The 24,504-nt window shown below is 49.4% G+C and carries 27 protein-coding genes; 14 read left to right on the top strand and 13 right to left on the bottom strand.

The annotated features are described in order from the left end of the window. Window positions 1-17: 17 nt before the first annotated feature. Window positions 18-482: a DoxX family protein gene (locus HMY34_RS05660; RefSeq protein WP_202718317.1), complete on the top strand. Its 465-nt coding sequence runs from the start codon at window positions 18-20 to the stop codon at window positions 480-482. 75 nt (window positions 483-557) lie between these two features. Here HMY34_RS05660 and HMY34_RS05655 read toward each other — a convergent pair whose 3' ends face one another. Both HMY34_RS05655 and HMY34_RS05650 read right to left on the bottom strand, forming a co-directional pair. Further along, a complete protein-coding gene (locus HMY34_RS05655; protein WP_202718316.1) occupies window positions 558-818 on the bottom strand; it encodes a hypothetical protein in 261 nt (86 codons plus the stop codon). Window positions 819-977: 159 nt separating this feature from the next. Continuing rightward, the gene (locus tag HMY34_RS05650; RefSeq protein WP_202718315.1) at window positions 978-1,457 is read right to left on the bottom strand and encodes a DUF302 domain-containing protein; all 480 of its coding nucleotides are present in this window, start codon (window positions 1,455-1,457) and stop codon (window positions 978-980) included. A gap of 189 nt (window positions 1,458-1,646) precedes the next feature. Between HMY34_RS05650 and HMY34_RS05645 the strand changes: the two genes are divergently transcribed. From HMY34_RS05645 to HMY34_RS05610, 8 genes are all read left to right on the top strand, one after another. Beyond that, on the top strand, window positions 1,647-2,651 hold the full coding sequence (locus HMY34_RS05645; RefSeq protein ID WP_202718314.1) for a catalase family peroxidase: 1,005 nt from the start codon (window positions 1,647-1,649) through the stop codon (window positions 2,649-2,651). A gap of 32 nt (window positions 2,652-2,683) precedes the next feature. Continuing rightward, window positions 2,684-3,223: a sigma-70 family RNA polymerase sigma factor gene (locus tag HMY34_RS05640; protein WP_202718313.1), complete on the top strand. Its 540-nt coding sequence runs from the start codon at window positions 2,684-2,686 to the stop codon at window positions 3,221-3,223. Beyond that, complete coding sequence (locus tag HMY34_RS05635) at window positions 3,220-3,927, top strand: anti-sigma factor (protein ID WP_202718312.1); 708 nt, start codon at window positions 3,220-3,222, stop codon at window positions 3,925-3,927. The genes HMY34_RS05640 and HMY34_RS05635 overlap by 4 nt, the downstream gene beginning before the upstream one ends. Window positions 3,928-4,074: 147 nt before the next feature. Further along, window positions 4,075-4,728 carry a spondin domain-containing protein gene (locus tag HMY34_RS05630; protein WP_202718311.1) on the top strand — a complete coding sequence of 218 codons (654 nt, stop codon included), beginning with the start codon at window positions 4,075-4,077 and terminating at the stop codon, window positions 4,726-4,728. Window positions 4,729-4,769: 41 nt separating this feature from the next. Next, on the top strand, window positions 4,770-5,714 hold the full coding sequence (locus tag HMY34_RS05625; protein ID WP_202718310.1) for an MBL fold metallo-hydrolase: 945 nt from the start codon (window positions 4,770-4,772) through the stop codon (window positions 5,712-5,714). A 138-nt stretch (window positions 5,715-5,852) separates the two neighbouring features. After that, window positions 5,853-6,134 (top strand): BufA1 family periplasmic bufferin-type metallophore, encoded by a 282-nt coding sequence (locus tag HMY34_RS05620; protein WP_202718309.1) that lies wholly within the window; start codon window positions 5,853-5,855, stop codon window positions 6,132-6,134. 3 nt (window positions 6,135-6,137) lie between these two features. Further along, window positions 6,138-6,959, top strand: coding sequence for an MNIO family bufferin maturase (bufB, locus tag HMY34_RS05615; protein ID WP_202718308.1), 822 nt, complete (start codon window positions 6,138-6,140; stop codon window positions 6,957-6,959). Continuing rightward, entirely contained in the window at window positions 6,946-7,716 is a 771-nt protein-coding gene (locus HMY34_RS05610; RefSeq protein WP_202718307.1) for an HvfC/BufC N-terminal domain-containing protein, read from the top strand. The genes bufB and HMY34_RS05610 overlap by 14 nt, the downstream gene beginning before the upstream one ends. On the opposite strand, the gene HMY34_RS05605 is transcribed toward HMY34_RS05610, so the two are convergent. The 7 genes from HMY34_RS05605 to HMY34_RS05575 form a co-directional block, all read right to left on the bottom strand. Further along, window positions 7,703-8,404 (bottom strand): S1C family serine protease, encoded by a 702-nt coding sequence (locus tag HMY34_RS05605; RefSeq protein ID WP_202718306.1) that lies wholly within the window; start codon window positions 8,402-8,404, stop codon window positions 7,703-7,705. The genes HMY34_RS05610 and HMY34_RS05605 overlap by 14 nt on opposite strands. Before the next feature lie 155 nt (window positions 8,405-8,559). Next, window positions 8,560-9,966 (bottom strand): sodium:proton antiporter NhaD, encoded by a 1,407-nt coding sequence (gene nhaD, locus HMY34_RS05600; RefSeq protein WP_202718305.1) that lies wholly within the window; start codon window positions 9,964-9,966, stop codon window positions 8,560-8,562. 95 nt (window positions 9,967-10,061) lie between these two features. After that, complete coding sequence (locus HMY34_RS05595) at window positions 10,062-11,423, bottom strand: VC_2705 family sodium/solute symporter (protein ID WP_202718304.1); 1,362 nt, start codon at window positions 11,421-11,423, stop codon at window positions 10,062-10,064. 37 nt (window positions 11,424-11,460) lie between these two features. Further along, on the bottom strand, window positions 11,461-11,877 hold the full coding sequence (locus HMY34_RS05590) for a transposase family protein (protein ID WP_202718303.1): 417 nt from the start codon (window positions 11,875-11,877) through the stop codon (window positions 11,461-11,463). Then, entirely contained in the window at window positions 11,874-12,368 is a 495-nt protein-coding gene (locus HMY34_RS05585) for a helix-turn-helix domain-containing protein (protein ID WP_202718302.1), read from the bottom strand. The genes HMY34_RS05590 and HMY34_RS05585 overlap by 4 nt, the downstream gene beginning before the upstream one ends. Window positions 12,369-12,398: 30 nt before the next feature. Next, on the bottom strand, window positions 12,399-13,052 hold the full coding sequence (locus tag HMY34_RS05580; protein ID WP_228287988.1) for a VC_2705 family sodium/solute symporter: 654 nt from the start codon (window positions 13,050-13,052) through the stop codon (window positions 12,399-12,401). A gap of 12 nt (window positions 13,053-13,064) precedes the next feature. After that, window positions 13,065-13,319: a DUF4212 domain-containing protein gene (locus HMY34_RS05575; RefSeq protein ID WP_202718301.1), complete on the bottom strand. Its 255-nt coding sequence runs from the start codon at window positions 13,317-13,319 to the stop codon at window positions 13,065-13,067. A gap of 385 nt (window positions 13,320-13,704) precedes the next feature. Between HMY34_RS05575 and glnL the strand changes: the two genes are divergently transcribed. Continuing rightward, window positions 13,705-14,775, top strand: a complete 1,071-nt coding sequence (gene glnL / locus HMY34_RS05570) for a nitrogen regulation protein NR(II) (RefSeq protein ID WP_202718300.1) — start codon at window positions 13,705-13,707, stop codon at window positions 14,773-14,775. Continuing rightward, window positions 14,762-16,180: a nitrogen regulation protein NR(I) gene (ntrC, locus tag HMY34_RS05565; protein WP_202718299.1), complete on the top strand. Its 1,419-nt coding sequence runs from the start codon at window positions 14,762-14,764 to the stop codon at window positions 16,178-16,180. The genes glnL and ntrC overlap by 14 nt, the downstream gene beginning before the upstream one ends. Here ntrC and HMY34_RS05560 read toward each other — a convergent pair. After that, window positions 16,152-17,828, bottom strand: a complete 1,677-nt coding sequence (locus HMY34_RS05560; protein WP_202718298.1) for an LTA synthase family protein — start codon at window positions 17,826-17,828, stop codon at window positions 16,152-16,154. The genes ntrC and HMY34_RS05560 overlap by 29 nt on opposite strands. 75 nt (window positions 17,829-17,903) lie before the next feature. Beyond that, window positions 17,904-18,653: a WecB/TagA/CpsF family glycosyltransferase gene (locus HMY34_RS05555; protein ID WP_202718297.1), complete on the bottom strand. Its 750-nt coding sequence runs from the start codon at window positions 18,651-18,653 to the stop codon at window positions 17,904-17,906. Between the two features lie 425 nt (window positions 18,654-19,078). On the opposite strand from HMY34_RS05555, the gene HMY34_RS05550 reads away from it, so the two are divergent. The 3 genes from HMY34_RS05550 to HMY34_RS05540 all read left to right on the top strand — a co-directional run bounded on the left by HMY34_RS05550 (window position 19,079) and on the right by HMY34_RS05540 (window position 20,651). Then, a complete protein-coding gene (locus HMY34_RS05550) occupies window positions 19,079-19,366 on the top strand; it encodes a hypothetical protein (protein ID WP_202718296.1) in 288 nt (95 codons plus the stop codon). A gap of 57 nt (window positions 19,367-19,423) precedes the next feature. After that, a complete protein-coding gene (locus tag HMY34_RS05545) occupies window positions 19,424-19,750 on the top strand; it encodes a hypothetical protein (protein WP_202718295.1) in 327 nt (108 codons plus the stop codon). Window positions 19,751-19,853: 103 nt separating this feature from the next. Next, window positions 19,854-20,651, top strand: coding sequence for a hypothetical protein (locus HMY34_RS05540; protein WP_202718294.1), 798 nt, complete (start codon window positions 19,854-19,856; stop codon window positions 20,649-20,651). Between the two features lie 64 nt (window positions 20,652-20,715). Here the strand turns inward: HMY34_RS05540 and glnA are convergent, their stop codons facing one another. Next, window positions 20,716-22,125: a glutamate--ammonia ligase gene (glnA, locus tag HMY34_RS05535; RefSeq protein ID WP_202718293.1), complete on the bottom strand. Its 1,410-nt coding sequence runs from the start codon at window positions 22,123-22,125 to the stop codon at window positions 20,716-20,718. Window positions 22,126-22,258: 133 nt separating this feature from the next. Next, the gene (locus HMY34_RS05530) at window positions 22,259-24,433 is read right to left on the bottom strand and encodes a glutamine synthetase III family protein (RefSeq protein WP_202718292.1); all 2,175 of its coding nucleotides are present in this window, start codon (window positions 24,431-24,433) and stop codon (window positions 22,259-22,261) included. Between the last annotated feature and the right edge of the window lie 71 nt (window positions 24,434-24,504).

Here is a 24,504-nt window from a genome sequence, read left to right as displayed (position 1 = left end):
GGACGAAGGAGTTCTCGATGAAACAAGCTATTACATTATCCGGTTTTCTGATGGGGGAATGCTGGCCTTTAGACGGGTTTGTGAAACCGCTGACCTTGCTGGGTTTTCGCCTGTATGTTGCTTGGGTGTTTTTCGCATCCGGTTTGACCAAAATCCAGAGTTGGTCAAGTACTCTTTATCTGTTTGAAGACGAGTATGCCGTGCCGCTGCTATCGCCCGAATTAGCCGCGTATCTGGGGACAGCCGCTGAATTGGTCTTGCCGGTATTGTTGGCAATTGGGTTATTGACTCGCCCAGCGGCGTTGGCACTGTTCGTGTTCAATATGGTGGCGGTCATTGCCTACCCGTATTTGTTTACGATTGAAGGGGCGGGTGGTTTTTGGCAACACGTTTTCTGGGGCGCAATGATTTGGACGGTATTCGTGTTTGGCCCCGGCAAGTGGTCGTTGGATTTTCTGTTGACCCGTCGTTTGAGTCGCTAAATTGGCGGTGACATAACGCGAAGAAGGGCAGTCAAAATGGCTGCCCTTCTGGTTTTAACACAGTAAATTTAGTGATTACTTTTTCGCACCACAAGAGCCGTCTTGTTTGGCACCGCAGCTACCGTCTTTTTTCGCACCACAAGAGCCGTCTTGCTTGGCTCCACAACTGCCATCTTTTTTCGCACCACAACTGCCATCCGCCGGTTTGGTGTGGGTCATCGTGGTATCAGCACCTTTTTCAGCAGAAAACGGATTGCTGCCGCAACCGGCAAGCGTAGTACCAGCAATCAGCACTGTACCCAAAGACAGGGCAAGGGAAAGTTTATTGGATTTCATCGTGAACACTCCTTTTGTTTTGGTTCGGGGGGATATACGCGCTTGCCTGATATTTGGATGCAGACGGACATCTATTTTTAGGGAAAAAGTTAAAGGCTTATGCCCAGTTGGGTCAGCTACGCCGGATCATGGTCAAATAACTATTTCCCCGTCAATGTGTCAGGGGGTTGTCGTTATGGCTGCGGCAGTCAGCTTGTTGAGGGCATCCGCCAACTGAGGCAGCACCGCACTGTCTTTCAACTCAAAATTGACCGCCAGACTATCAGGTGCGTGGTAGGCAATATGTACATCCCCAGCCTTGTCTGCATACACGGCTACCCGCATGGGCAGATCCAGTGCCACTGCTGCATCCTGTTGCATCAGGGGAGTACCCGTTTTGGGGTTGCCGAAAATCAGCACTTGCGCAGCGTTCATTTCCATTCCGGCTGCTTTGGCATTTTGCTGGTGGTCGATGCGGGCAAATACCTCCAACCCTTTCGTCTTGACGATGGACTCGAACTTGTTCATGGTCTCGGCGACGGAATACGGGCTGGTTTTAGTGACAATATCGGTTGCCGCAACCGTTTTTACAGCATCAGCGTCGGCGAATGCTACCAGTGAGAACAGCATCAGGGGGAAAATCAGCAAAGTGGGTTTCACGGGGAATATCCTTGTTGTGGGTACATGCAGTAGTCTTAAACTTGTACGCTGATTGTTGTGTTGTGGATGCGAGATGATCGAAATGAACGCCTATGGTTAGATTTTGCCTTGTACTACTGATTTTTTGCATCCAACAAGCGAATTGGTGTGTATATGTCCTGAATTCACACAACAGGAACCAGACATATCATGCACACCAAAACGCAAAGACTTTCACTCTGCTTACTCAGCGGAGCGCTAGTTTTCACAACACCGCTTTGGGCAGAGGAAAAAGTAGTCACTGCCGATGAAGTCGTATCCGCCTTGGAAAAAACGTATGGTGTTCATGTCGGTGAACGCCGCAACCATACCAAAGGAACGTGTGCAACCGGTGACTTTACCGGTTTGCCGGAAGCCGCCGCTTACACGCGCTCAGTACTCTTTTCAGGCAAAACCATCCCGGTGATTGCCCGCTTCTCCATCCCTACGGGTAATCCTAACATACCGGACACCGCCAAAAATCCACGGGGCATGGCCTTGGAATTCAAGCTACCCGACAACAATCTTCATCACATAACCATGCTCAACACGCCCGTATTTGGAGCGGCTACCCCACAAACCTTCCTTGATGACATCGTTGCTAAAACGCCTGACCCCGCTACAGGCAAGCCGGATCCCGAAAAAATTAAAGCTTTCAAGGCAAGCCACCCTGACAGCCTTCCACAAGCTGAATTTCTGGAAAAAAACAACCCACCGATTAGTTGGGCAAACAGTAGCTATTTTGGCATTCACACCTTCAAATTTATCAATAAGGATGAGAAAACCACCCCGGTACGCTGGCGTTTTGTCCCACAAGATGGCGAAAAATCCCTAACCGACAGCGAACTCAAGTCTTCACCTGCCAATTTCCTTGAACAGAAATTGATTGATCGTGCCAAAGAAAGTCCGATTCGTTGGGACATGATGCTAACCCTTGGCGAACCCGGCGATCCCGATAACAACCCCACCTTGTTATGGCCAAAGGAACGCAAAGAAATAAAAGTCGGCACCTTAAGCATTACTTCAGCACTGCCACAAAAAGGGGCTGAATGCGAAAAAATCAACTTTGATCCACTGATCATGGCTGATGGTATTAAGCCAAGCGATGACCCTGTGCTCCTGTTCCGCTCACCCGGTTACGCCGTCTCCTTTGGAAAACGCCTAAGCGGTAAATAATTTTCCATTTAGCACGAGATTTAAGGAAAACGATGACGTTATTGAATGAATTGCTTGTCCGCAGTGGACACGGTGAAATCAAGGCATTTCAACAATTATATAAAAAATCTTCACCTAATTTACTGGCTATCTGCAAGTATATATTACGTGATACCAGCTTGGCGGAAGATGTGCTACAAGAAGGTTTTATTAAAATCTGGAAACATGCATCACAATTTACCGCGAGTAAGGCTGATGCCATGACATGGATGGCGGTCATCGTGCGCAACCAAGCGCTAAACAAGCTGCGGGAGGCAAAAAGCCGCCCGCAGCTTGCTGACGTGGAGTATGAAACACTTGAGTTTCTTTCTAAAGAACCTGAACCCGATACCTTGTACCAACAAGGAGACGATGTACGTAATCTATTAAAATGTTTGGAACACCTTAAACCCGATCAGCGGGAATGTGTTTTACGTGCATTTTATCATGGGCAAACCCATGAAGAACTTGCGAATACCCTAAAGAAACCCTTAGGAACTGTAAAGGCATGGATACGCCGAGGCTTGGAACAATTGCGAGGATGCCTCCAATGAAACGCTATAGAAACCCCGATATTTTTGAACCTCTCGCCATGTCTTATGTCGTGGGAACCTTAAAAGGCAAAGCCCGCTTACGCTTTGATAAACTTATGGAAAAACACCTGTACTTACGCGAAGTAACGGCTGCTTATCAACAAAAGTCAGCACCATTATTAGGCTTGTTACCTCCACAACAACCGTCGGCACGTATTTGGAAAAATATCTACAAAGAGATCAAAAGCCAAAAAAATCAACATGAAAAAACGTGGTCGTTGAATTTGAAAAACTACCTGCCTTGGTCAATTGCCGCGTTTTCCTCGCTCACGGCAGTCGTGATGACCGTGCTTTTTTTAAATGTTGAGCATCAGCCGTCTGCTTATATGTCCTTGATGACATCCACTGAACATGCCAATAAGATGGTCGTGGCAGTCGTTAAAGAGACACCGATGGAAATATCATTTGACATGCCACGTAAAACGCTGCCACCAGATGAAAATATGATCCCGACCTTTTGGCTTATCCCTAAAAACAATGATCTACCGATTCGAGTAGGCACATTGGTACGTGGTGGGAAATACCGAATGCCTATTAATAAGACGTTATGGAAACAACTGGATAATACCAGTACATTTGCCATTAGCATGGAGCCTTTAAATTCCAGTCAGACAACGACGCCTTCAGGAGAAATAATATTCACTGGTGATATGATTTCGCTCTGATATTATTTTTAGATGAAACAATTTTATTCATAGGAGACTTTTCTGCATCCATAACTGGCTCGGAGGCGTAAATGATTAGGCACAGGCAATATTTTTCCTAATAGCCTGTGAAAAGCCTTTTTATAATCGAAGTTATGGAGTATTTGTATGTTCATGTCTAAAACTGTCACAACATGCTTAAGTGCGGGTATCTTATTGAGTTTGGCACCTTACGCTATGGCGGATAGACCAATTACTTATCAGGTGGAAATTACGAATATAACCCAAGATCAGGTATTTAGCCCACCGTTGCTGGTATTGCACTCACCTCAGCACAAACTGTTTTCACTGGGGCAGGCAGCTTCTCCCGGATTGGCAACATTGGCAGAAACTGCTGGCACTGACTTATTGAAAGAGGAAATCACCAGTCTGTTTAGCAATGCCCAAGTGACCACGGGTACAGCCCCCATTCCCCCCGGCAAAACGGCCACTTATGAACTGTCTGGTGGTAATAAGCTTAGCCGTCTAAGCCTTGCTTCCATGCTGGTCAATACTAATGATGCTTTTGTATCCCTGAATGCGATTTCACCTCAAGGCAGCCACGTAGCCATTGCCTATGACGCGGGTAGCGAAGCCAACAATGAATTATGCACCCACGTACCCGGCCCTGCTTGCCCTGGGTCTGCCAATCTGCGGGCGACAGACGCTGCGGAAGGCTTTATTCATGTCCATAACGGCATTCATGGGCAGGGCGATCTGAGTGCTGTTAAGTATGACTGGCGCAACCCCGTCGCACTGGTGAATATCCGCCGTATACGCTAAGCCTTCAGGGTTACGCTTGAACCCATCTAGGAATTCTACAAATGAAAATATTCTTGATTACCGCAATCACCTGCCTGATTGCCAGCTCGGCTGCTGTCCATGCGGGCAGCAACGCCTGTGCGCAGCCAGATGTCATCGGCGTGCAGGTATTGGGTTCAGGTGGACCGATTGCCGATGATGGGCGGGCGAGTTCTGGAAATCTGATCTGGCGTGATGGTAAATCCATCATGCTGATTGACGCGGGCGGCGGTGTTTTTTTGCGCTTTGGGGAAGCCAAAGCAAAGATCGAAGACCTCGATCTCATCGCAATCACCCATTTTCATACCGATCACTCGGCGGATTTGCCAGCACTCATGAAAAGCGGTTTCTTCACCGATAGGACGCGAAATCTGCCGATTTCTGGGCCTTCCGGCAACCGCTTTTTTCCGGGAATAAACGATTTTCTGAACGCGATGTTTGGTAAAGATACCGGAGCATACCGTTATCTTTCGGGGTTCCTCCATCTTTCGCGACCCCTTGATGGTGAGGCAGGGTCTTTTTCACTCCAGCCTGTAGAAGTGGATACCCGTAAAGAAACGGCAACGCAGGTATTTTCTGATGGTGATGTGCGCGTCAGCGCAGTAGGCGTTCCTCACGGGCCTGTGCCTTCGGTCGGTTATGTCATCGAAATTGGAACATACAAGATTGTATTCAGTGCTGATCAAACCACGCTTGATACGCGCTTGGCAAAGATCGCTCAGGATGCCGACTTGCTGGTGGCCAACCTTGCCATATCGCAAGAGACGACGGACGCGGTCGCCAAACGACTCCATGCAACGCCCTCCCAGATCGCCGATTTCGCTACTGCGATTAAGGCGAAAAAGCTTGTACTGTCGCACCTGATGGCACGGAGTATCGAGCCACTGGATGAGAGCCTAAAAATCATCGGCAAGCACTATTCTGGCAAGGTTGTTGTTGCGGAGGATCTGATGTGTATCCCGATGTGATGAAAGGCATGAATGCCGAAAAAATACGGCTGGCTTGCATCCAAACCGCTGCAAGACCCGTATAACCCTATACCTGACACAAGACTGACAGGTAAACGAGAGAAGATTATTTTTTAGTATATTTAAGGAGTTAAGACAATGAACATGAACAAACAAGTAATGGCAGCAGCACTGATGGCACTGGGTATGGCTGCAACCTCTGGCGCATTGTATGCCGCTGATGATGCCAAAGATGCCAAGGTCGAAATGGAAAAATGCTCAGGTATCGTCAAAGCTGGCATGAATGATTGCGGCGCAAACGGTCATGCGTGCGCAGGTCAAGCCAAGGTAGACAGCGACGCGGCTGAATGGATCAAGCTCCCCAAAGGTACATGTGAAAAAATCATGGGCGGTGTTGTCGTCGAAGAGAAGAAAGGCTAAACCATGTCAAATCCAGTCAACGGTTGCGGTATTGGCTTGCGTTTCCAGCATATCGACACGATTGCGGATAGCAAGCCGCGCATTCCTTGGCTGGAGATTTTGACCGACAACTACCTGCTGCCCGGTAGTGTGCAGCAGGATTATTTGTTTGAAATTGCGGAACATTATCCGCTCACTTTCCACGGGGTTGGGATGTCGCTAGGCTCGACCGATCCGCTGGATACCGAATATTTTAGCCGTGTCAAAGCACTGGTGGAGCGGGTGAACCCTGCATGGGTTTCCGACCATTTGTGCTGGACATCGGTGCACGGGCTGGTTACGCACGACCTGATTCCGTTGCCTTATACCGAAGAAACGGTGCGTCACGTCAGCCAACGCATTCGCCAAGCGCAAGACTCGTTGGGGCGGCGACTGGTGATCGAAAACGTTTCCAGCTACCTGCAATACCAACAGTCGGCGCTGAGCGAATGGGATTTTCTGTGCGCGGTGGCGGAAGCGGCGGATTGCGACATTTTACTGGATGTGAACAATATCTACGTCAGTGCCTGCAACCACGATTTTGACCCACTGGCTTATTTAAATGCCATTCCGGTGCAGCGAGTGCGTGAAATTCACCTTGCGGGCTACGAAGACCGGGGGACGCATTTGCTCGATACCCACGGCTATCCGGTCAGTGACGCGGTTTGGGCATTGTATGTGCAAGCCATCCAGCGCTTTGGTGCAGTGCCGACTTTGATTGAGTGGGACAATAACGTACCCGAATTGCCCATTTTGTTGGCAGAAGCCGCCAAAGCAGCGGAGGTACAAGCGCGTGTCTTTGCCTGAACTGCAACAGCATTTCATTGCCGCTATTTTTAACCGTGATCAGCGTGACGCGGCGGCGTTGCTGGTCAAATCGCATGGCAAACTCGATGCGGCGCAACGGGTGGGCATTTACCGCAACAGCGTCCACGGCATTTTGTGGCAATACCTCGAATCGTTATATCCGGTGTGTCAGCAATTGCTGGGGGCGGAATTTTTTGAAGCGGCGAGTGACCGTTACATTGATCAGCAGCCACCGACGCGCCCGTTTCTGGCGGAATACGGGGCAGGGTTTGCCGATTTCCTCGCTGCACACCCCGCTTTGCAACAGATGTTGTGGATCGCGGATGTGGCACGCTTGGAATGGGCGCGGCATCAGGCGTGGAATGCGGTGAATCAACCGGTGGGGGATTTTTCCCAACTCGCTACGTTGGATGCGACGCAACAAGCGTGTTTGGTGTTGGCGTTGCCCGCTTCCGCACAATTATTGACGTCGGCTTACGCGGTTCATGAGGTGTGGCTCGCGCATCAGCCGGAAGATTCCCCCGAAAAAGTAGCGTTGGAACAACTTGAACTCCACCAGACCCAGCGCGTATTGGTATGGCGAGCGGGGCGGCGTTTGCATCAAGTGGTGTTGGATGAAATGGCGTGGGAATTTCTCAGTGCCATCCAGCAAGCGCAGAAGCTGCCGGAATTGGCGGAACGTTTTCAGGCGCAATTGCCCGCGTTGTTGATGACAGCGGTGCAACGCGGCTGGGTATTGTCGTTCACAGTACTTTAGGTGCGCTGATCAAACGCGGCACAATCTGGCGCACCACATCCATCGGCACGGCAAAACCAATCCCGTCTGACCCACCGGATAAGCTGTAAATCGCAACATTCACCCCAATCACGCGCCCGCTGCTGTCCAGCAAGGGTGCGCCGGAACTGCCGGGATTAATCGCCGCATCGGTTTGAATCAAGTTGCTGATACCGCCGGTTTGCGGATCGCCGAAATTGCGCCCTAACGCGGAAATAATACCCGACGTGAAACTGCGGCCTAAGTCGAACGCATTGCTAATGCTGTAAACGTGCTGCCCGACTTTTAAATCCTTGCTGCTGTGGGTGTGCGCGGGGGCGGGTAGGTTGGTAATATCGCGCAGTTTTAAAACGGCTAAATCGTATTCATTGTCTGAATTAACCACATCGGCTTGGCGTGTGCCTTGGTCTTCAAAGCTGACGGTCAGCGTTTTGTAGCCAGAAACCAAGTGCTGCGTGGTGACAATATGTCCTTTCGCGTCCCAAAGGAAACCCGTACCCGTGGCAATTTCCCCAAACGCATCCGGCTCTTGTTCTTCGGCATGAATACAGACAACGGCGGGGTTGGCGCGGTCATAGATAGCAATCGTTTGGCGTTCTTCAATGTGCAACAGGCTACAGCCACTTAGCACAAAGCCCAATAAAGCGATGATAAGCAGATTTTTTTTCATTGTGTGACCAGTTTTTTGGTGACTAAGAGTCGCAAGGGTAACACAAATGACACGCGGGCTAGTGTCGTAAATGCATCAAATGTTGTTAAAAAGTAACATATTTTCGCTGAACGGTGGGGGACATATTGCCCCGCACCCCATTAACGTTGATAAATTTATAGCAACGCCGCATTAATCCACAAGTGCGCGTAAATACTGACGATGTAGCCCAATGCCACTGCCCACGTCCATTTCAGGTGAGACATAAATGTGTAAACACCGCGTGCCTGACCCATCAATGCAACCCCAGCGGCTGAACCAATCGACAGCAACGAACCACCCACACCCGCCGTCAATGTGACTAACAACCATTGCCCGTGCGACATATCGGGGTGCATGGTAATGACCGCAAACATTACCGGAATATTATCCACGACGGCTGACAGCAAACCGATCATCACATTTGCCCAAGTCGCGCCCATATCGGTATACAGCACTTCGGAAACCAGCGCGAGGTAGCCAAATGCCCCCAAGCCACCGACGCACAGAATAACGCCGTAGAAGAACATCAGCGTGTCCCACTCGGAACGTTGCAGTTGATTGTAAATATCGAAACGTCCAACACCTTCATCATGATCATTGCTAGGGTCATGGTCAGAGACTTTCAAATACCAACCAAATACTTGCAGTACCCCAAGCCCGGTCATCATTCCCAAAACAGGGGGAAGGTGCAGTGAATTATGGAACATGACGGCGGTTGCAATGGTGGCAATAAACAAACCCAGCACCACGAAACCGCCACGTTTGATGGTCACCACATCCTTCATCGCCGCCGGTTTTCCTTTTTCAATGAAAAACGACATGATGAAAGCAGGCACGAGCCAGTTGAGCACTGAAGGCACGAATAAAGCAAAAAATTCTTGGAATTTTATTAAACCCGCTTGCCACACCATCAGCGTCGTAATATCACCAAACGGACTCCACGCACCGCCTGCATTGGCAGCCACCACGATATTGATACAGCCCATGGCAACAAAGGCGGGCTTGTCGGCAGCAACGGCCATCAGCACGGCTGCCATCAACAGCGCCGTTGTTAAATTATCAGCGATGGGTGAAATAAAGAATGCCATCAGCCCGGTGATCCAGAAAATCCAATACAGTGAAAAGCCTTTGGATACCAACCAAGACCGTAACGCCGCAAACATATTGCGCTCTTCCAAGGTATTGATGAAGGTCATCGCGGCGAGCAGGAACAGGAACAACTGCCCGTATTCCAGCAGGTTGTGATTGAGGATTTCAGTCATCTGTTCTTGTCTGCCTGCGCTGGTATACGCAATCGCAACCAGCACCCAGATAATGCCCGCCGCAACAATAACGGGTTTGGATTTGCGCATGTGCAAGTGTTCTTCCGCAATCACCAAGCCATACGCAAACACAAACAGGATTAACGCGGTTAAACCCAATGCGGTGGCGGTCAGATTAACCACTTCAGCACCACCGCCGCCGCCACTGGCGAAACTGAGCGCGGGCAGTAATAACGTAAGAAGTCCGGTAAAACAGGCTAACGGGAACGTCGATTTCATGTATTCATCACACCTTTTTGCTGCATAACAGCACGATTATGCCATAAAAAAAGGCTCCCGAAGGAGCCTTTTCTCAAACCGAGTGGAGAGTCGGTTTAGTGAGTAGCAGCACCCGCACCACGTGGTACGCGAACGTCTTCAACCAAGTGTTGAATATGCTCTGGTGGCGCTGGTGTGAAGCGAGAAACAACAAATGCAACCACGAAGTTCGCAATCGCACCGACTGTACCAAACGCTTCAGGGGAGATACCCAAGAACCAGTTAGCTGCAACGTTAGGTGCCATTTCTGTACCCTTGATGAAGAACCAGCCTTTGAACCAGAAGATGTACAACAGGGTCAAGCCGATACCCGCTAACATCCCGGAGATAGCACCCGCAGTGTTCATGCGCTTAGAGAAGATACCCATCATCAACACAGGGAAGATGGAGGATGCCGCCAAACCAAACGCCAAGGCCACGACTTCTGCCGCAAAGCCCGGTGGGTTCATACCCATATAGCCTGCCAGAATAATAGCGATGGTAATCGCGATACGGGAAGCCATCAATTCGCTCTTTTCAGAGATGTTTGGTGTGAAAATACCTTTCATCAAGTCATGAGAAACGGAAGAAGCGATAGCCAACAACAAGCCTGCTGCTGTAGACAATGCCGCTGCGATACCACCGGCGGCTACCAGTGCAATAACCCAGTTAGGCAGTTGAGCGATTTCTGGGTTAGCCAGTACCATGATGTCATTGTCGACCTTAGTGACTTCGTTACCTTTCCAACCGAGATCAGCAAACTTTTTGGTCTTCTCGTCCGTCATGTACTTGGTCATGGCTGCGTCAGCGGCAGTCTTAGCAGCGTCAACCTTAGCTTGAGCGGCTGCGGTATCACCAGCTTTGTCCTGTGCTTCTTTCAACGCTTTCTCAGCAGCGCCCAAGTCAGCTTGTGCTTTGCTTAATGCGCCATCGTTGTAGTACTGGATTTTGCCGTCGCCGTTCTTGTCTTGGAATGCGATCAAACCGGTTTTTTCCCAGTTTGCCATCCATTGTGGACGTGCATCCATTGCCAAGTTGCTATCAGCCGCACCGATTTCACCGGTTTGGATGGTGTTCACCAAGTTCAAACGTGCCATTGCGCCGACTGCCGGAGCCGTGGTGTACAACAACGCGATGAAGATCAATGCCCAACCCGCAGAAGAACGTGCATCCTTAACAGTGGCTACCGTGAAGAAACGGATAATAACGTGTGGCAGACCCGCAGTACCGATCATCAGCGTCATGGTTAACATGAAGACGTTGATGGTGCTGTCATTCTGCATGGTGTATGCCTTGAAGCCCAGGTCAGTGATGACTTGATCCAATTTATCCAACATGTAAATACCGCTGCCATCCGCCATTGTCGAGCCTAAGCCCAATTGTGGAATAGGGTTGCCAGTCAGGTTGAAGGAAATGAATACCGCAGGAACAGTAGACATTATTCCAAAATTTCAACTTATTGATGGTTAAATGAATTCAGTAGTTTTTGATCCGTATGGCAGTGCGCAAATTATGCAAACCACAAGCGATTTCCATCACTAAATCATCAAAGTCTTCCACGTAGTTGCGGAAAATATCTTTGACGCACCGACACCGTTTGATACCGCTGTTCACATGTTCAATGATCACCCGAATGCTAGAAATAGTGCGATTATGCGCTTTATCCTTATCACTCAAGGGTTTACCCCGTGGCTTTTTCTTAGGTTGGTGGACAACTGCCCCGTCACCCGAATTATGCCCAAGATAGCCCAAATCTCGGTAAATCTCATACCCTTCCGGCACTTTCACCCCCTCCTCATCCGCAATACGTTTGTCATGATCTTTGCCACGTCGTGTTTCACCTAAGTATTTGATTTCACGATCGTCCAAGCCTGCTATTATGTTGTTCTTCACCGAATGGAATTTTTTTTGCCACTGTAGTATTCCTCCTGAACCCCAAAGTCAATGGGGCGTTGGATACGGCGTTCGGTCGCATCCAAGCCAAGCGCTTGCGGCATTTCATGCGTAAGCCGTTCCAATACCTCTTCGGGGAGTCGAGTGGGGGAATGCCCCATGCTTTTTAAGCTCGATTGCAAGACGGGACACAGGCGATGTATCCAGCGATTCGCTAATCCTTGTGACAAGTTGAACGAGTAACCCAGCACTTCTTGCAGCGGGTAAGTCTTCAAATAATACAGAATAAAGAATAGCTTATCTTCTATTGTTGACAGATTGCCGGGGCGACCTCGCTTCGTTTCACTGTCATGACCATCAACAATCAACTGCGCCGTGTATGCCCGTTGAAAATGGGGCAACAGTTGGGTGAATTCACCCAAATCAATGCCCGTCATGGCGCGGAAGGTTTTGCTCTTGCCTTTGAGTGCTTGGTAGCTGTACTCTGCCATGACTATTAGTTCCCTTGGTGAAAATGATGATCATAGGTTGTAGCGCATTTCCATTGATTTTTCATATGATTTGTTGACTAGGGACAAGTGCGAGATTTTGGAATAATGTCTAGTGTAAGCCAAGATCAACACCACGTATTGCGCGATTTGCGTGTAAGTGATGCCTTTCATGCCGCCGAAAGCTGCATAGAAGAACACGATAATCATACCCACAACCAGACCTGTTTCCATGGAAACGCCCAAGAAACGGGAGAAGGTAACGCCTACGCCTTTCATCTGACCGATTACATACGTCAGAGAGATAACGATCAAGCAAGCTACTGCTACGATACGCGCCGTCTTGGAGTAGTAACGGTCGCCAACGAACTCAGGTACGGTAAATTTACCGAACTTGCGCAGGTAAGGTGCTAACAGCATCGCCATCAGTACGTAACCACCCGTCCAACCCATCAGGTAAGCCGAAGCGTCATAGCCTTTGAAAGCAATGATACCCGCCATCGAGATGAAGGAAGCCGCTGACATCCAGTCCGCTGCTGTCGCCATACCGTTTTGGATAGGGCCGATGCCGCCGCCCGCTACGTAGAAATCACTGGTAGAGCCAGCACGCGCCCACCATGCAATACCAAAATACAGCACGAAACTCGCGCCGACCAATATATAAGTCCAGATTTGAAGTTCAGTCATGTGTGTCTCCCTTTATTCGTGAACGTCAAATTTGCGATCGATTTGTCCCATGCGCCATGCATAGAAGAAAATCAAAACCACGAATACGTAAATTGAACCTTGCTGAGCGAACCAGAAGCCAAGTTTGTAACCGCCGAGTTGGATGGTATTCAGTTGATCAAGCAACAAAATACCAAAACCAAACGAGACGACGAACCAAATAACCAGGCAAATAGAGAGCAAGCGAACATTCGCTGCCCAATATGCCTTTGCAGATCTATCCAACATATATAAGACTCCTCCGTTGTTGTATAAACGCGATGAGTTTAACGTGAATGCAAATCATCAAGCAATCATCAAAACAAACATTTTTAACGATTGCCTAACATTTTGTAGATTCTTGTGCGGTGTTTTAGCGGATAAAAGGCGTGTTTTCGGGGTATACTCGGACTAATTGTCGACAATCTTGGATTGTTACCGCGACAAGGCACTGACAGTGTGGTGTCGCGTTTATGCCTAGTCGCACGAATCCCCCCTATTTGGTGCATATAATAACATGCACTTTTTTAGTGCTTTTCTGGGTGGAACAGCGAATACTTAAGGATACCTTAATCATAAAACACTGAAAATCATGAGTAAATTTTTATGGCACTGAATTTGCATTGTTTTCGTGATGAATAATACTAGCCTGAAAAAAAGTGATCTACTGGATACCCTGACTTGCTCCATTGTGGTGCTAGACACAGGGCTTGCGGTTGTTTACATGAATCAATCGGCTGAAGTGCTGTTTGGTCAAAGTCAGCACCGGGCGATGGGAATGCCTATTTCGTCATTATTGCGCAGCCGAGAAATCCTTGAACATTTGGAACTGGCATTGCGTTTGAGCGATCCGCAATCCATTCGCGAATGCCCGATTGAATTGGCGAATAATGAATCAATCACCATTGATTGCGTGATTACCCCGATTACCTTGCGTGACTGGCAAAATCACTTATTGTTAGAAGTCCACCGCATTGACCGCAAGCTGCGCATCGTGCGCGAAGATCAGGTGATTCACCAACAGCAAGCGGTGCATGAGCTGGTACGCGGCATTGCGCATGAAATCAAAAATCCGTTGGGCGGGTTGCGCGGTGCGGCACAATTATTAGAAAGTGAGTTGGATAACCCCGAACTCAAAGAATACACCCAAATCATTATTTCTGAAGCCGACCGCCTCAAGCATTTGGTTGACGGCATGTTAGGCCCTAGCCGCTTGCCGCATACCGAAAGCGTTAACATTCACGAAGTGTTGGAGCACGTCCGGCATTTGGTGGGGGCAGAAGTGTCGGCTGATGTGCAATTTGTGCGCGATTACGACCCCAGTTTGCCGGAATTTCAGGGCGACCGTAATCAATTGGTGCAGGTAGTGCTGAATATCGTCAGTAATGCTACCCGTGCCTTGGCGGGCAGTGGCTTGATTTTATTGCGTACTCGCATTTTGCGGCAATTCACCATCCAGCAAATTCGCTACCGCCACGTCATGAAAGTTGATATTTGCGACAACGGCCCCGGTGTGCCGGAGCATTTGCTGGATAAATTATTCTTGCCCATGGTGAGCGGACACCCAGAAGGCAGTGGTTTGGGTTTAGCCATTGCGCAAACCTTAATGCGCCGTCATAACGGGCTGATTCATTGCGAATCAGTTCCCGGCAATACTTGTTTTTCGATTCTGATCCCGCTGGAGGAAGACCATGCTGCCTATTGAAAATGTCTGGGTTGCTGATGATGACCGCTCGATCCGCTGGGTATTGGAGCGCACCTTGCAAAAAGCAGGCATTGATGTGCGCAGTTTCGAGACAGCGGATCAGGTCATTACCGCCTTACGCAGCGAACAGCCGGACGCGCTCATCACCGATATTCGGATGCCGGGTACGGACGGTCTGATTTTGCTGGAGCGGATGCAGCGCGAACACCCGATGATTCCGGTGATCATTATGACGGCGCATTCCGATCTCGAAAGCGCAGTATCGGCGTATCAAGGCGGCGCATTTGAATATTTGCCCAAGCCGTTTGATGTGAATGACGCGCTGGAATTGGTGCGGCGTGCCTGCAAAATGCGCCGTGAGCGTGAAGGTGAAAAAGCGGCTGACCCCGTGCTGGAATTGCTGGGTGGACGCGACATTATCGGTCATGCGCCCGCGATGCAGGAAGTGTTTCGTGCCATTGGGCGCTTGTCCAAATCCAGCATTACCGCGTTGATCACCGGCGAATCCGGCACGGGTAAGGAATTGGTCGCCAAAGCCTTGCATACGCACAGCCCACGTTCCACCAAACCGTTTATTGCGCTGAATACCGCCGCGATTCCACGCGAGTTATTGGAGTCTGAATTGTTCGGGCACGAAAAAGGTGCATTCACCGGTGCGTATGCACAACGCAAGGGACGCTTTGAACAAGCCGACGGCGGCGCACTGTTTTTGGACGAAATCGGTGATATGCCCGCCGAATTGCAAACCCGTTTGCTGCGCGTGTTGGCGGAAGGCACGTTCTACCGCGTCGGTGGGCATACCCCCGTGAAAGTCGATGTGCGCATTATTGCCGCCACGCACCAGCATTTGGAGGAATTGGTGCATAAGGGGCAATTCCGCGAAGACTTGTTCCACCGCTTGAACGTGATCCGCATTCACAACCCGCCACTGCGCGAACGCCGTGAAGACATTCCCTTGCTGTTGAATCACTTCTTGCACCGTGCAGCAGAAGAGTTGCAGGTCGAAATGAAAGCGCTCTCAGGGCGCGTCACCGAGCATCTGCAAACCTTGCCGTGGCCGGGGAATGTGCGCCAATTGGAAAATACTTGCCGTTGGTTAACGGTGATGGCATCCGGTCGGGAAATCGTCATGGATGATTTGCCAGCGGAGTTGCTGGAAGTTGACCCCGGCAAAACCGAAGTGCCGGATAATTGGGAAAAAGCCCTCGCGCAATTTGCCGATTACAAACTTAATAAAGGCGACATTAATTTGCTGACCGAACTTAACCCGATTTTCGAGCGCATCTTATTGCAAGCAGCCCTCAAGAAAACCGGCGGGCGCAAGATTGAAGCAGCGGATTTGTTGGGGTGGGGGCGCAATACCCTCACGCGCAAGCTCAAGGAATTGGAGGTTGAAGACGTTTAAGCATTGCCTGATTTTTGGGTAGCGCGTCTTCAAAGCCACAGAATGCCCCCGAACAAGCTTGTAAATGTACCAGCTTGTCGGTCAGGTAGCGGCTCTCAAAGCCCGCATAGCGCAGGGTGAGCGCATCCAACATGGCCACGTCGATGGTTTCATATTCCATTCCGTCCAGCAACTTGTGGGTGACGTAGCCTTGCGCCGAATCCCACACATTGAAATAGGTGCGGAAACGGTCTTGCTTGTAAAAATCCGCTTCTTTGAAATGTGCCGCCACATCGCCGGGGATGTGATCGCCAAAGGTCACAACAATGGTGCGTTCGGGGAGCTTTTTGAGTTGCTTGAGCAGGCTTTCGTAGGCTTTTACCGATAATTTCAGACGTTCGTTGTAATCCAGCATAATCGAGCATTGTTTGTCGGAAAATGCTGGTGCGCAGCGTTTGGCATCCGGTTTCCTGCCTTTTTCGTGCGGTGAATGCTGGCGCATGGTCGCTACGAACGTAAACAACGGCTTGTCATTGAGTTTGACTTGCTTGACGGCTTCATCGAAAAAGATTTCATCGGGCAGCTTGTTCCAGCGGCGTTTATCGCATTCCGGCATGGCTTTGCAGTCGATGAAGTCTTGAATCCCCAATTGTTCGTGAAAGCGTTTGCCGCCGTAAAACCGCCCAGCAATGGGGTAGATGGTTTTGGTTTTGTAGCCTTGTTGCGCGAGTTGGTGGGCAATGCGTCCATCCAGCCGTCCGGGGGCGAACAGGTTAATGGCTTTCCAGCCATTGCCGTACAGCGGCGGTGCTACCCCGTGTAGGAACGCGATTTCTTGTACCCACGTCGAGCCGCCAGCGGTGTAAACCTTGAGCGGGTAGGCATCCTTGAAGAATTCACCTTGTGGCTTGAAACCGAGCACTTGTTCGGGGCGAAAAGTTGATTCTTCCAAAATCACGATAATATTGGGCTTTTTCTCCGGCGCGGTCGTGAAGGTTTCGGCTTGCTGATCCGCTTTGAAACAGCAATAGCTGGTGTCGTGCGGTTGGGTGGGTTCGGTGAGCTGGGTACGCCAGATGCTTTGTACAAAAATCGGCAATGTTTGCTTGTATTGCGTCGTCCATTGCAGGTCAATGTAAAACGGTGGCAAGTTCAGGGCAATTAACAACGCGGCACTGCTGGCAAAGCCGACAGCAAAGGTTTTACGTTCCCAGCGCAACGTGGGTTGTTCTAGCACGAAGCTCGCGATTAACAATACCACATAGCCAAGGATGAGCAGGGTGGGGAGCAAGCCCATTTCCAAGAGCGTTTCGGCACTTAAGGCGGCAACGATCAGATCCGGCGCGACCAGTTGCGAGCCAAGGAATTGGTATTTAATCGCTGCGCCCACCCACAAGCCCCCAATGACGACGGAGGCGACACCAGCGGCTGACCATGGGCGGCGTGACAGCCAGAGCGTCCCGCTGAACAGCACGCTCCACGCCATGAGAATGTACAAACGGTTATACGCAAATCCCCACAGCCCTGCATGACCTTGGTCGGCAAATAGCACATACGCCATACCCAGCGTCGCGGGTACGGCAATGATTGCGGGAATCTGGTGAAGCCTGAATGCCAAGGTGGTAATTCCAATCCGTGAAGCGGTGATACAGAATAACCAGTTTGTCATCAATTTGTAATATTAGTTGCAGTTCACCTGTCTTATTTTTACAACGCCGCCGTTGGCACAGCAAAACGCGGCAATTTACACCAAATGTTTACGCTGAGATAAGTGGTGGCTGTACAGTACGCTGAAAAATAGTGTGCTCTCCAGCAGGCGTTTGAGCCGGAACAGGCGCGGTTCGGTGACTAACCGCCAGAGGCATTCCAAACCTGCGCGTTGCAACAAGCGTGGCGCACGTTTCACTTGCCCGGAAACAAAATCGAAAGTGCCACCACAACCGACCACGAGATGCACCTGTTGCTGTTGCAGGAAGTCGAAGTTGTCGTTAATCCAGTATTCTTGTTTCACCGCCCCAAATGCCACAAATAAAAAATCAGGTTTGAATTGGCTAATTTGCGTTTTAATGGCTTCATTGTGGTCAGCCGTGAACGGATAGGGCGCGTAGGGTGGCGCATAGCCCGCCACGTCCAAGCCGTAAGTATCGTGGATATTTTGCACCGCCAAAGCATTCGCCTTGGCATTGCCGCCTAACAAAAACAGGCGTTTACCGTGTTGTTGCGCGTGTTCACACGCATCATAAATGAGGTCTGAGCCACTGATCTTGCTAAAGTGTTTCCCCCGATTCAGTAAGCGTGCAAAAAAATAGGGAATCTGCCCATCGAAGGTGGCGTAATTGGCGCTGATGATGTCACGGAACGGTTTATTGCGGTTGGCTTTAACGATGAACTCGGCGTTGACGGTAACAACAAAGTGCGTTTGGATGTCTTCCTTGAATAATTGCGCTTGCTCCAAGCCGCGAAACTTGATTCCGCAGAAATGTATTGAATCCATGAGCTTTCCCTCGGTTAACAAACAGATAGCTGTTATTTGCTCGGCTACACGACCCTTTCTTTGGTATTTGAATAATTAATTTCACGGAAAGTAAAAATAATCATTTTTGGTTTGTTATAGGGTTAATTATAAACAAATATTTCTTATGAATTGGAGCGATTTTTGGTCTTTTGACCAAAAAAAATTGATTACAAAAAATAAAGCATGTTTTATTTTTTGGGATGCTATTTAAAATAAAATATCCGATTAGTAATGTTAATTGCTGGTTTTTAATTTGCTATATAAAAAATAATCAATCTTCATTTAAAAATTTTTGTTTAAAAAGAACAAATGTTGCTTGAATATTGCGAAATATGGCTTATGCTTATTTAGTCCCCAGCGAGGGGCGAGTGTAGATTAGTGAAATAGTATGGAGTATTAAAGTTATGAAAGGGATTGCAGCACTTTCTGCCGCGTTGGTGTTTTCTAGTGCCTCCGCATTTGCTACTGATGTTGATATTGAAATGTTGGTTCATGACGTTGAAATTTATCAAGCGCAAGATGGCACTGATTTATCACAGCGTGCGATCATTTCGCATGTTAATGATAGTTTTGATGGTCGGGCAAAGATTTACGTCCACAACTCAAAAATTTATCAAAAACAACAAGGGCAAAAAGGCTCTCAGTCGGCTACGATTGCGACTATTTATGAAGACACTACCCAGTCTAAATAAATAAAAATGTCCCTGCTCTTATTAAGGAGTGGGGGCTATTTGTTAGGGAGGTGATTTATGAAATACTTATCAATACATTGTGCATTGTTCGCTGTTTTGGCTTTGAGTGCTACCTCGGTTTCCGCTTTGCCCGATGGCAGTGCGCCGCCTTCCATGATGGATATGTCGGCTACGTTTGCGAAGACTCGCGCTCAGTTGCGGGCTTACGATATGGATGTTCGGGATACAGGTACTGATGTTGACCCGTTTGAGGTGGGCGCATTGGATACGGCAGGTTGTGATATTAACGTTGGCAATGTCGTGTTGGATGACACAGCGGGAGCGCCAAACGATATTATCATTTTTGTACAAGGTGATATTATGCAAGCCAATAATTGCCGTTAACTGGAACATGCCTTTTGTTATTGACATCCTTTCTTTTAGGGTGGGGTAAATAGTGAATTAATTAATATAAAAAATAATAAATTTGGAGTGTAAAAGCCTGTCTATGAAAAATATAAAAAAACCATTAATAATGGCGTGCGTTGCAATGATGTGTGGTTGTGCCAGTGTGGATTCAAAACTAGAAGATAAATTGGAGAGTGAATTTGCTGAAATAAAGCAGGGGCCAAACGGTGCACCTTATAAGAACGTTACCAATTTTTCAGATTCATTGAGTTGTATGGATCGCCTTATGTTGGCAAGGAACGTTCGCGATATTCCAGTAATGGTCGAAGACATTGATGATAAAACTGAAGCACTTAAAACCGGCGTTAGGGATATGTTAGTTTCAGCTATTTCTGAAATGACATATAAGAGCCACGGTATTAAACTTATTTTGTATGGCAAGGATTCGGGTAATCTCATTTCTTTTTTAAAAGCAGCCAATAATAATAAAGTTTATGAATCTTTACCCCAGTATGATATTCAAGGGTCAATCAGTCAATTTGATAAAGGCGTTACCAGCGTTGACGCGAGTATTGGTTTGTTTGCGCGGCGTGATGGTGGTTTAGGCGCAGCACGCGGTTCTTCTTTAAGTGTGGTGGCTTTAGATTTGAATGTGGTGAGCACTGAAGACATGAGTGTTGTACCCGGTGTGTCCTCGAAAAACTCCGTGGCGATTTTCCAGCGCGGTGATTCATTGGATGCGGACGCGAGTATCAATAAATTCGGCGTCTATTTCGATATAAACCTGAATCGCAATGAAGGCCAAGCGCAAGCGGTGCGTTCGCTGGTGGAATTAGCAGCGGTGGAAATTGTGGGTAAGTTGACGCAAGTGCCGTATGAGCAATGCTTGAAGAATTGACGTGTTAAACACAGAAACGCCCCACAACGGGGGCGTTTACTGTTGCTTGAGTGCGTAAAACCGCTTAGAGCGAGTAGTACATATCAAACTCAACCGGGTGAGTGGTCATGCGGAAGCGGGTCACTTCCTGCATTTTCAACTCGATGAAAGCGTCGATCATGTCGTTGCTGAATACGCCGCCTGCGGTCAGGAATTCGCGGTCTTTGTCCAGCGCATCCAATGCCATGTCCAATGAATGGCAAACCCGTGGAATGAGCTTGTCTTCTTCCGGTGGCAGGTCGTACAAGTCTTTATCCATCGCTTCGCCGGGGTGGATTTTATTCTTGATACCGTCCAAGCCCGCCATCATCAGTGCCGCAAACGCGAGGTAAGGGTTGGCAGAAGGGTCAGGGAAGCGCACTTCGATACGACGACCTTTCGGGCTGGCGACGAATGGGATGCGGATAGACGCGGAACGGTTGCGTGCTGAATAAGCCAACATAACCGGCGCTTCAAAACCCGGAACCAAACGCTTGTAAGAGTTCGTGCCAGGGTTGGTGATCGCATTCAGCGCTTTGGCGTGCTTGATGACACCGCCGATGTAGTACAGCGCGGTTTCAGACAAACCGGCATAGCCATCGCCTGCAAAGGTGTTCACGCCGTCTTTTGCCAATGACATGTGGACGTGCATCCCAGAGCCGTTGTCGCCAACGATGGGTTTAGGCATGAAGGTGGCGGTTTTGCCGTATTGGTGAGCGACATTGTGAATGACGTATTTTTGACGTTGTGTCCAGTCAGCGCGGGTGGTCAACGTTGAAAAACGTGTGCCGATTTCGCATTGACCGGCGGTAGCCACTTCATGGTGATGCACTTCGACAGGTACGCCGACTTCTTCCAGAATGTTACACATGGTGGAACGGATGTCATGCAGGGAATCCACTGGTGGCACTGGGAAATAGCCGCCTTTAACGCCCGGACGGTGCCCCATATTGCCGTCAGGATACACTTTGTCAGAGTTCCAACCCGCCTCTTGTGAGTCAATTTTGACGAAAGTGCCGCTCATGTCAGAACCCCAGCGCACGTCATCAAAGATGAAAAATTCAGGTTCTGGGCCAAAGAATGCGGTATCCGCAATGCCGGTGGATTTTAGGTAAGCTTCGGCACGCATTGCAATGGAACGTGGGTCACGCTCGTAGCCTTCCATGGTGGTTGGGTCAACGATGCCGCAGGTAATATTGACGGTGACGTCTTGGAAGAACGGGTCGACGAAAGCCGTTGCCGGGTCAGGCATGAGGATCATGTCGGACTCGTTAATGCCTTTCCAGCCAGCAATAGAAGAGCCATCGAACATTTTACCTTCGGTGAAGGTGTCTTCTTCGACCGTGTAAGCGGGAACGGTAACATGATGCTCTTTGCCGCTGGTGTCAGTGAAGCGGAAATCGACGTATTTGGCGTCGTTGTCTTTGATCATGTTGAGAACGTCTTGTGCAGACATGATGTGTCTCCTAATGAATGGGTAACGGATGGTTTTTCTGATAAACAGGGATGTTACTCAGACTAAGGGGGGCTGTAAATAACGGGCAAAAGAAAGGCGTGATAAATCACGCCTCTCCAGCAGGTATTACGCCTTACTTAATGAACAGCATTTCGCTGTACTTTGGTAACGGCCACATCTCATCAGAAATCAGGGTTTCCAGTGTGTCAGCATGAGCGCGGACTTCCGTCATTAAACCACGCACAGTGTCAGCCAAGAATGTCATGTGCTCTTGAATGCTGTCAAAGTCGTGTTTAGCACGCGCTGCGCTCAGTTTACCGACAGCAACCATCAGTGCGTTGGCTTCAGTGGCAACGTTGGTGGCAACGCTGTTATCCAGCGTGATGCCCAACTCTTGCAGGTTGCCAGCGGTAGCCGCGAGTTCAGACAGGTAACTGACGGCTGCCGGATAGATCATGGTGGTTGCCATATTGACCATCAGCTTGGCTTCGACGTCGATACTGTTGACGTATTGTTCAGCGTACACTTCAAAGCGGCTGTGCAGTTCGGTCGGGGTCAAAACGCCGGTGCGTTCAAACAAACCGGAGACTTCCTGGCTTAACAATTCTGGCAGGGCATCCGCAGAGGTTGGCAGGTTTTTCAGACCGCGTTCTGCAACGGCGGCTTTGTGCCAATCCGGGGAGTAGCCGTTACCGCCGAAAACGACGTTACCGTGTTGTTCCATTACAACTTTCAGTACTGACAGCGTAGCCGTGGCAACGTCTTTGCCGCCGTTGAGTTCGGCTTCCAGTTTGTCTGCCATCCAGTTCAGGGAATCTGCCAGCATGGTGTTCATCGCAACCAATGGGCCAGACACGGATTGTGACGAGCCAACCGCGCGGAATTCAAAACGGTTGCCGGTGAATGCGAACGGTGACGTGCGGTTACGGTCGCCGGGGTCACGCTCAAATTTCAGAATTTGGGACAGCCCCAAATCCATTTGTCCGCCTTTTTCCGTTTTGAGGATTTTACCAGCTTTGATGTCGTTGAAGACTTGTTCGAGTTGGTCGCCCAAGTAGACGGACAGAATGGCCGGAGGCGCTTCGTTTGCACCCAAACGGTGGTCGTTAGAGGCAGAAGCAATAACCGCCCGCAGCAATGGGCCAAATTGATGCACGCCACGGATGACTGCACCACAGAATGCCAAGAAGTGCAGGTTTTCTTCCGGTGTGCTGCCGGGGTCAAGCAAGTTACCTTGAGTGCTGTTACCGACGGACCAGTTGACGTGTTTGCCTGAACCGTTGACGCCAGCAAACGGTTTTTCATGCAACATGCACAGGAAGCCGTGGGCTTTCGCGGTGGTTTTCATAATGGTCATCAGCAATTGCTGGTGATCGGCTGCCACGTTTGCCGCTTCAAAGTAAGGGGCAATTTCAAACTGACCCGGTGCAACTTCGTTGTGATGCGTTTTGGCTGGAATGCCGAGGCGGTAGAGCTTGTCTTCGATGTCTTGCATGTAGACTTGCACGCGCTCTGGGATTGCGCCGAAATAATGGTCGTCGAATTGCTGACCTTTCGCTGGTGCTGCACCAAATAAGGTGCGGCCTGACAGTAAAATGTCAGGGCGAGCAGTGGCGAAAGCTTCATCGATCAGGAAGTATTCTTGTTCCGCGCCACAGCTTGAGTTGAGGGTGGCAACCTCTGTTTCGCCCATCAATTTCAATACGCGCTGTGCGGCATTGTTCATCGCTGCATTGGAGCGCAGTAAGGGGATTTTCTTGTCGAGTGCTTCGCCCGTCCACGACAGGAAGACGCACGGAATCATCAGCGTTGCGCCATTGGCGGTGTGCATAATGTAAGCAGGGCTGGTCGGATCCCATGCCGTGTAACCACGCGCTGAGTTGGTGGCGCGAATGCTGCCGTTCGGGAACGATGAGCCGTCCGGTTCACCTTTGATCAGCAGGCTGCCGCTGAAATCGGTGATGGCATTGCCTTCTGGACTGGTGATAATGAAGCCATCATGCTTTTCAGCGGTGGCATTGGTCATCGGGTAGAAGATGTGCGAGAAGAATTTCGCGCCTTTGGACATTGCCCATTCTTTCATCGCTGCCGCCACCACGTCTGCTGTGGCAGGGTCTAACGTTGCGCCCGTTTGGAAGGTTTTCTTCATCGCTTTGAACGCATTCTTGGAGAGGCATTCTTCCATGCGTGCCAGATTGAAAACGTCACAAGCCCAGATCTTGCTCAATGGATCGGTCTTACCGAGATCCATCGGGGAACGCTGGCTGATGGTTTGGATTGCTTGGGTACGCGCGAAATTGCTGCTCATCTATTAACCTCGTTCAATACAATAAATCAGAAATGATGAGGTTTAATGCAAGTTTTATGCCATTTTTAAGA

Origin of the sequence: Thiothrix subterranea, from assembly GCF_016772315.1 — a bacterium.
GTDB lineage: Bacteria > Pseudomonadota > Gammaproteobacteria > Thiotrichales > Thiotrichaceae > Thiothrix > Thiothrix subterranea.
This window is presented reverse-complemented; position numbering and strand designations above follow the sequence as displayed.

What these genes read in the sequence shown, in the direction of transcription:
- HMY34_RS05660 (WP_202718317.1), top strand. Translation starts at nt 18, where the DNA reads ATGAAACAAGCTATTACATTATCCGGTTTTCTGATGGGGGAATGCTGG.
- HMY34_RS05655 (WP_202718316.1), bottom strand. Translation starts at nt 818, where the DNA reads ATGAAATCCAATAAACTTTCCCTTGCCCTGTCTTTGGGTACAGTGCTG.
- HMY34_RS05645 (WP_202718314.1), top strand. Translation starts at nt 1,647, where the DNA reads ATGCACACCAAAACGCAAAGACTTTCACTCTGCTTACTCAGCGGAGCG.
- HMY34_RS05640 (WP_202718313.1), top strand. Translation starts at nt 2,684, where the DNA reads ATGACGTTATTGAATGAATTGCTTGTCCGCAGTGGACACGGTGAAATC.
- HMY34_RS05635 (WP_202718312.1), top strand. Translation starts at nt 3,220, where the DNA reads ATGAAACGCTATAGAAACCCCGATATTTTTGAACCTCTCGCCATGTCT.
- HMY34_RS05630 (WP_202718311.1), top strand. Translation starts at nt 4,075, where the DNA reads ATGTTCATGTCTAAAACTGTCACAACATGCTTAAGTGCGGGTATCTTA.
- HMY34_RS05625 (WP_202718310.1), top strand. Translation starts at nt 4,770, where the DNA reads ATGAAAATATTCTTGATTACCGCAATCACCTGCCTGATTGCCAGCTCG.
- HMY34_RS05620 (WP_202718309.1), top strand. Translation starts at nt 5,853, where the DNA reads ATGAACATGAACAAACAAGTAATGGCAGCAGCACTGATGGCACTGGGT.
- bufB (WP_202718308.1), top strand. Translation starts at nt 6,138, where the DNA reads ATGTCAAATCCAGTCAACGGTTGCGGTATTGGCTTGCGTTTCCAGCAT.
- HMY34_RS05605 (WP_202718306.1), bottom strand. Translation starts at nt 8,404, where the DNA reads ATGAAAAAAAATCTGCTTATCATCGCTTTATTGGGCTTTGTGCTAAGT.
- nhaD (WP_202718305.1), bottom strand. Translation starts at nt 9,966, where the DNA reads ATGAAATCGACGTTCCCGTTAGCCTGTTTTACCGGACTTCTTACGTTA.
- HMY34_RS05595 (WP_202718304.1), bottom strand. Translation starts at nt 11,423, where the DNA reads ATGTCTACTGTTCCTGCGGTATTCATTTCCTTCAACCTGACTGGCAAC.
- HMY34_RS05585 (WP_202718302.1), bottom strand. Translation starts at nt 12,368, where the DNA reads ATGGCAGAGTACAGCTACCAAGCACTCAAAGGCAAGAGCAAAACCTTC.
- HMY34_RS05580 (WP_228287988.1), bottom strand. Translation starts at nt 13,052, where the DNA reads ATGACTGAACTTCAAATCTGGACTTATATATTGGTCGGCGCGAGTTTC.
- HMY34_RS05575 (WP_202718301.1), bottom strand. Translation starts at nt 13,319, where the DNA reads ATGTTGGATAGATCTGCAAAGGCATATTGGGCAGCGAATGTTCGCTTG.
- glnL (WP_202718300.1), top strand. Translation starts at nt 13,705, where the DNA reads ATGAATAATACTAGCCTGAAAAAAAGTGATCTACTGGATACCCTGACT.
- ntrC (WP_202718299.1), top strand. Translation starts at nt 14,762, where the DNA reads ATGCTGCCTATTGAAAATGTCTGGGTTGCTGATGATGACCGCTCGATC.
- HMY34_RS05560 (WP_202718298.1), bottom strand. Translation starts at nt 17,828, where the DNA reads ATGACAAACTGGTTATTCTGTATCACCGCTTCACGGATTGGAATTACC.
- HMY34_RS05555 (WP_202718297.1), bottom strand. Translation starts at nt 18,653, where the DNA reads ATGGATTCAATACATTTCTGCGGAATCAAGTTTCGCGGCTTGGAGCAA.
- HMY34_RS05550 (WP_202718296.1), top strand. Translation starts at nt 19,079, where the DNA reads ATGAAAGGGATTGCAGCACTTTCTGCCGCGTTGGTGTTTTCTAGTGCC.
- HMY34_RS05545 (WP_202718295.1), top strand. Translation starts at nt 19,424, where the DNA reads ATGAAATACTTATCAATACATTGTGCATTGTTCGCTGTTTTGGCTTTG.
- HMY34_RS05540 (WP_202718294.1), top strand. Translation starts at nt 19,854, where the DNA reads ATGAAAAATATAAAAAAACCATTAATAATGGCGTGCGTTGCAATGATG.
- glnA (WP_202718293.1), bottom strand. Translation starts at nt 22,125, where the DNA reads ATGTCTGCACAAGACGTTCTCAACATGATCAAAGACAACGACGCCAAA.
- HMY34_RS05530 (WP_202718292.1), bottom strand. Translation starts at nt 24,433, where the DNA reads ATGAGCAGCAATTTCGCGCGTACCCAAGCAATCCAAACCATCAGCCAG.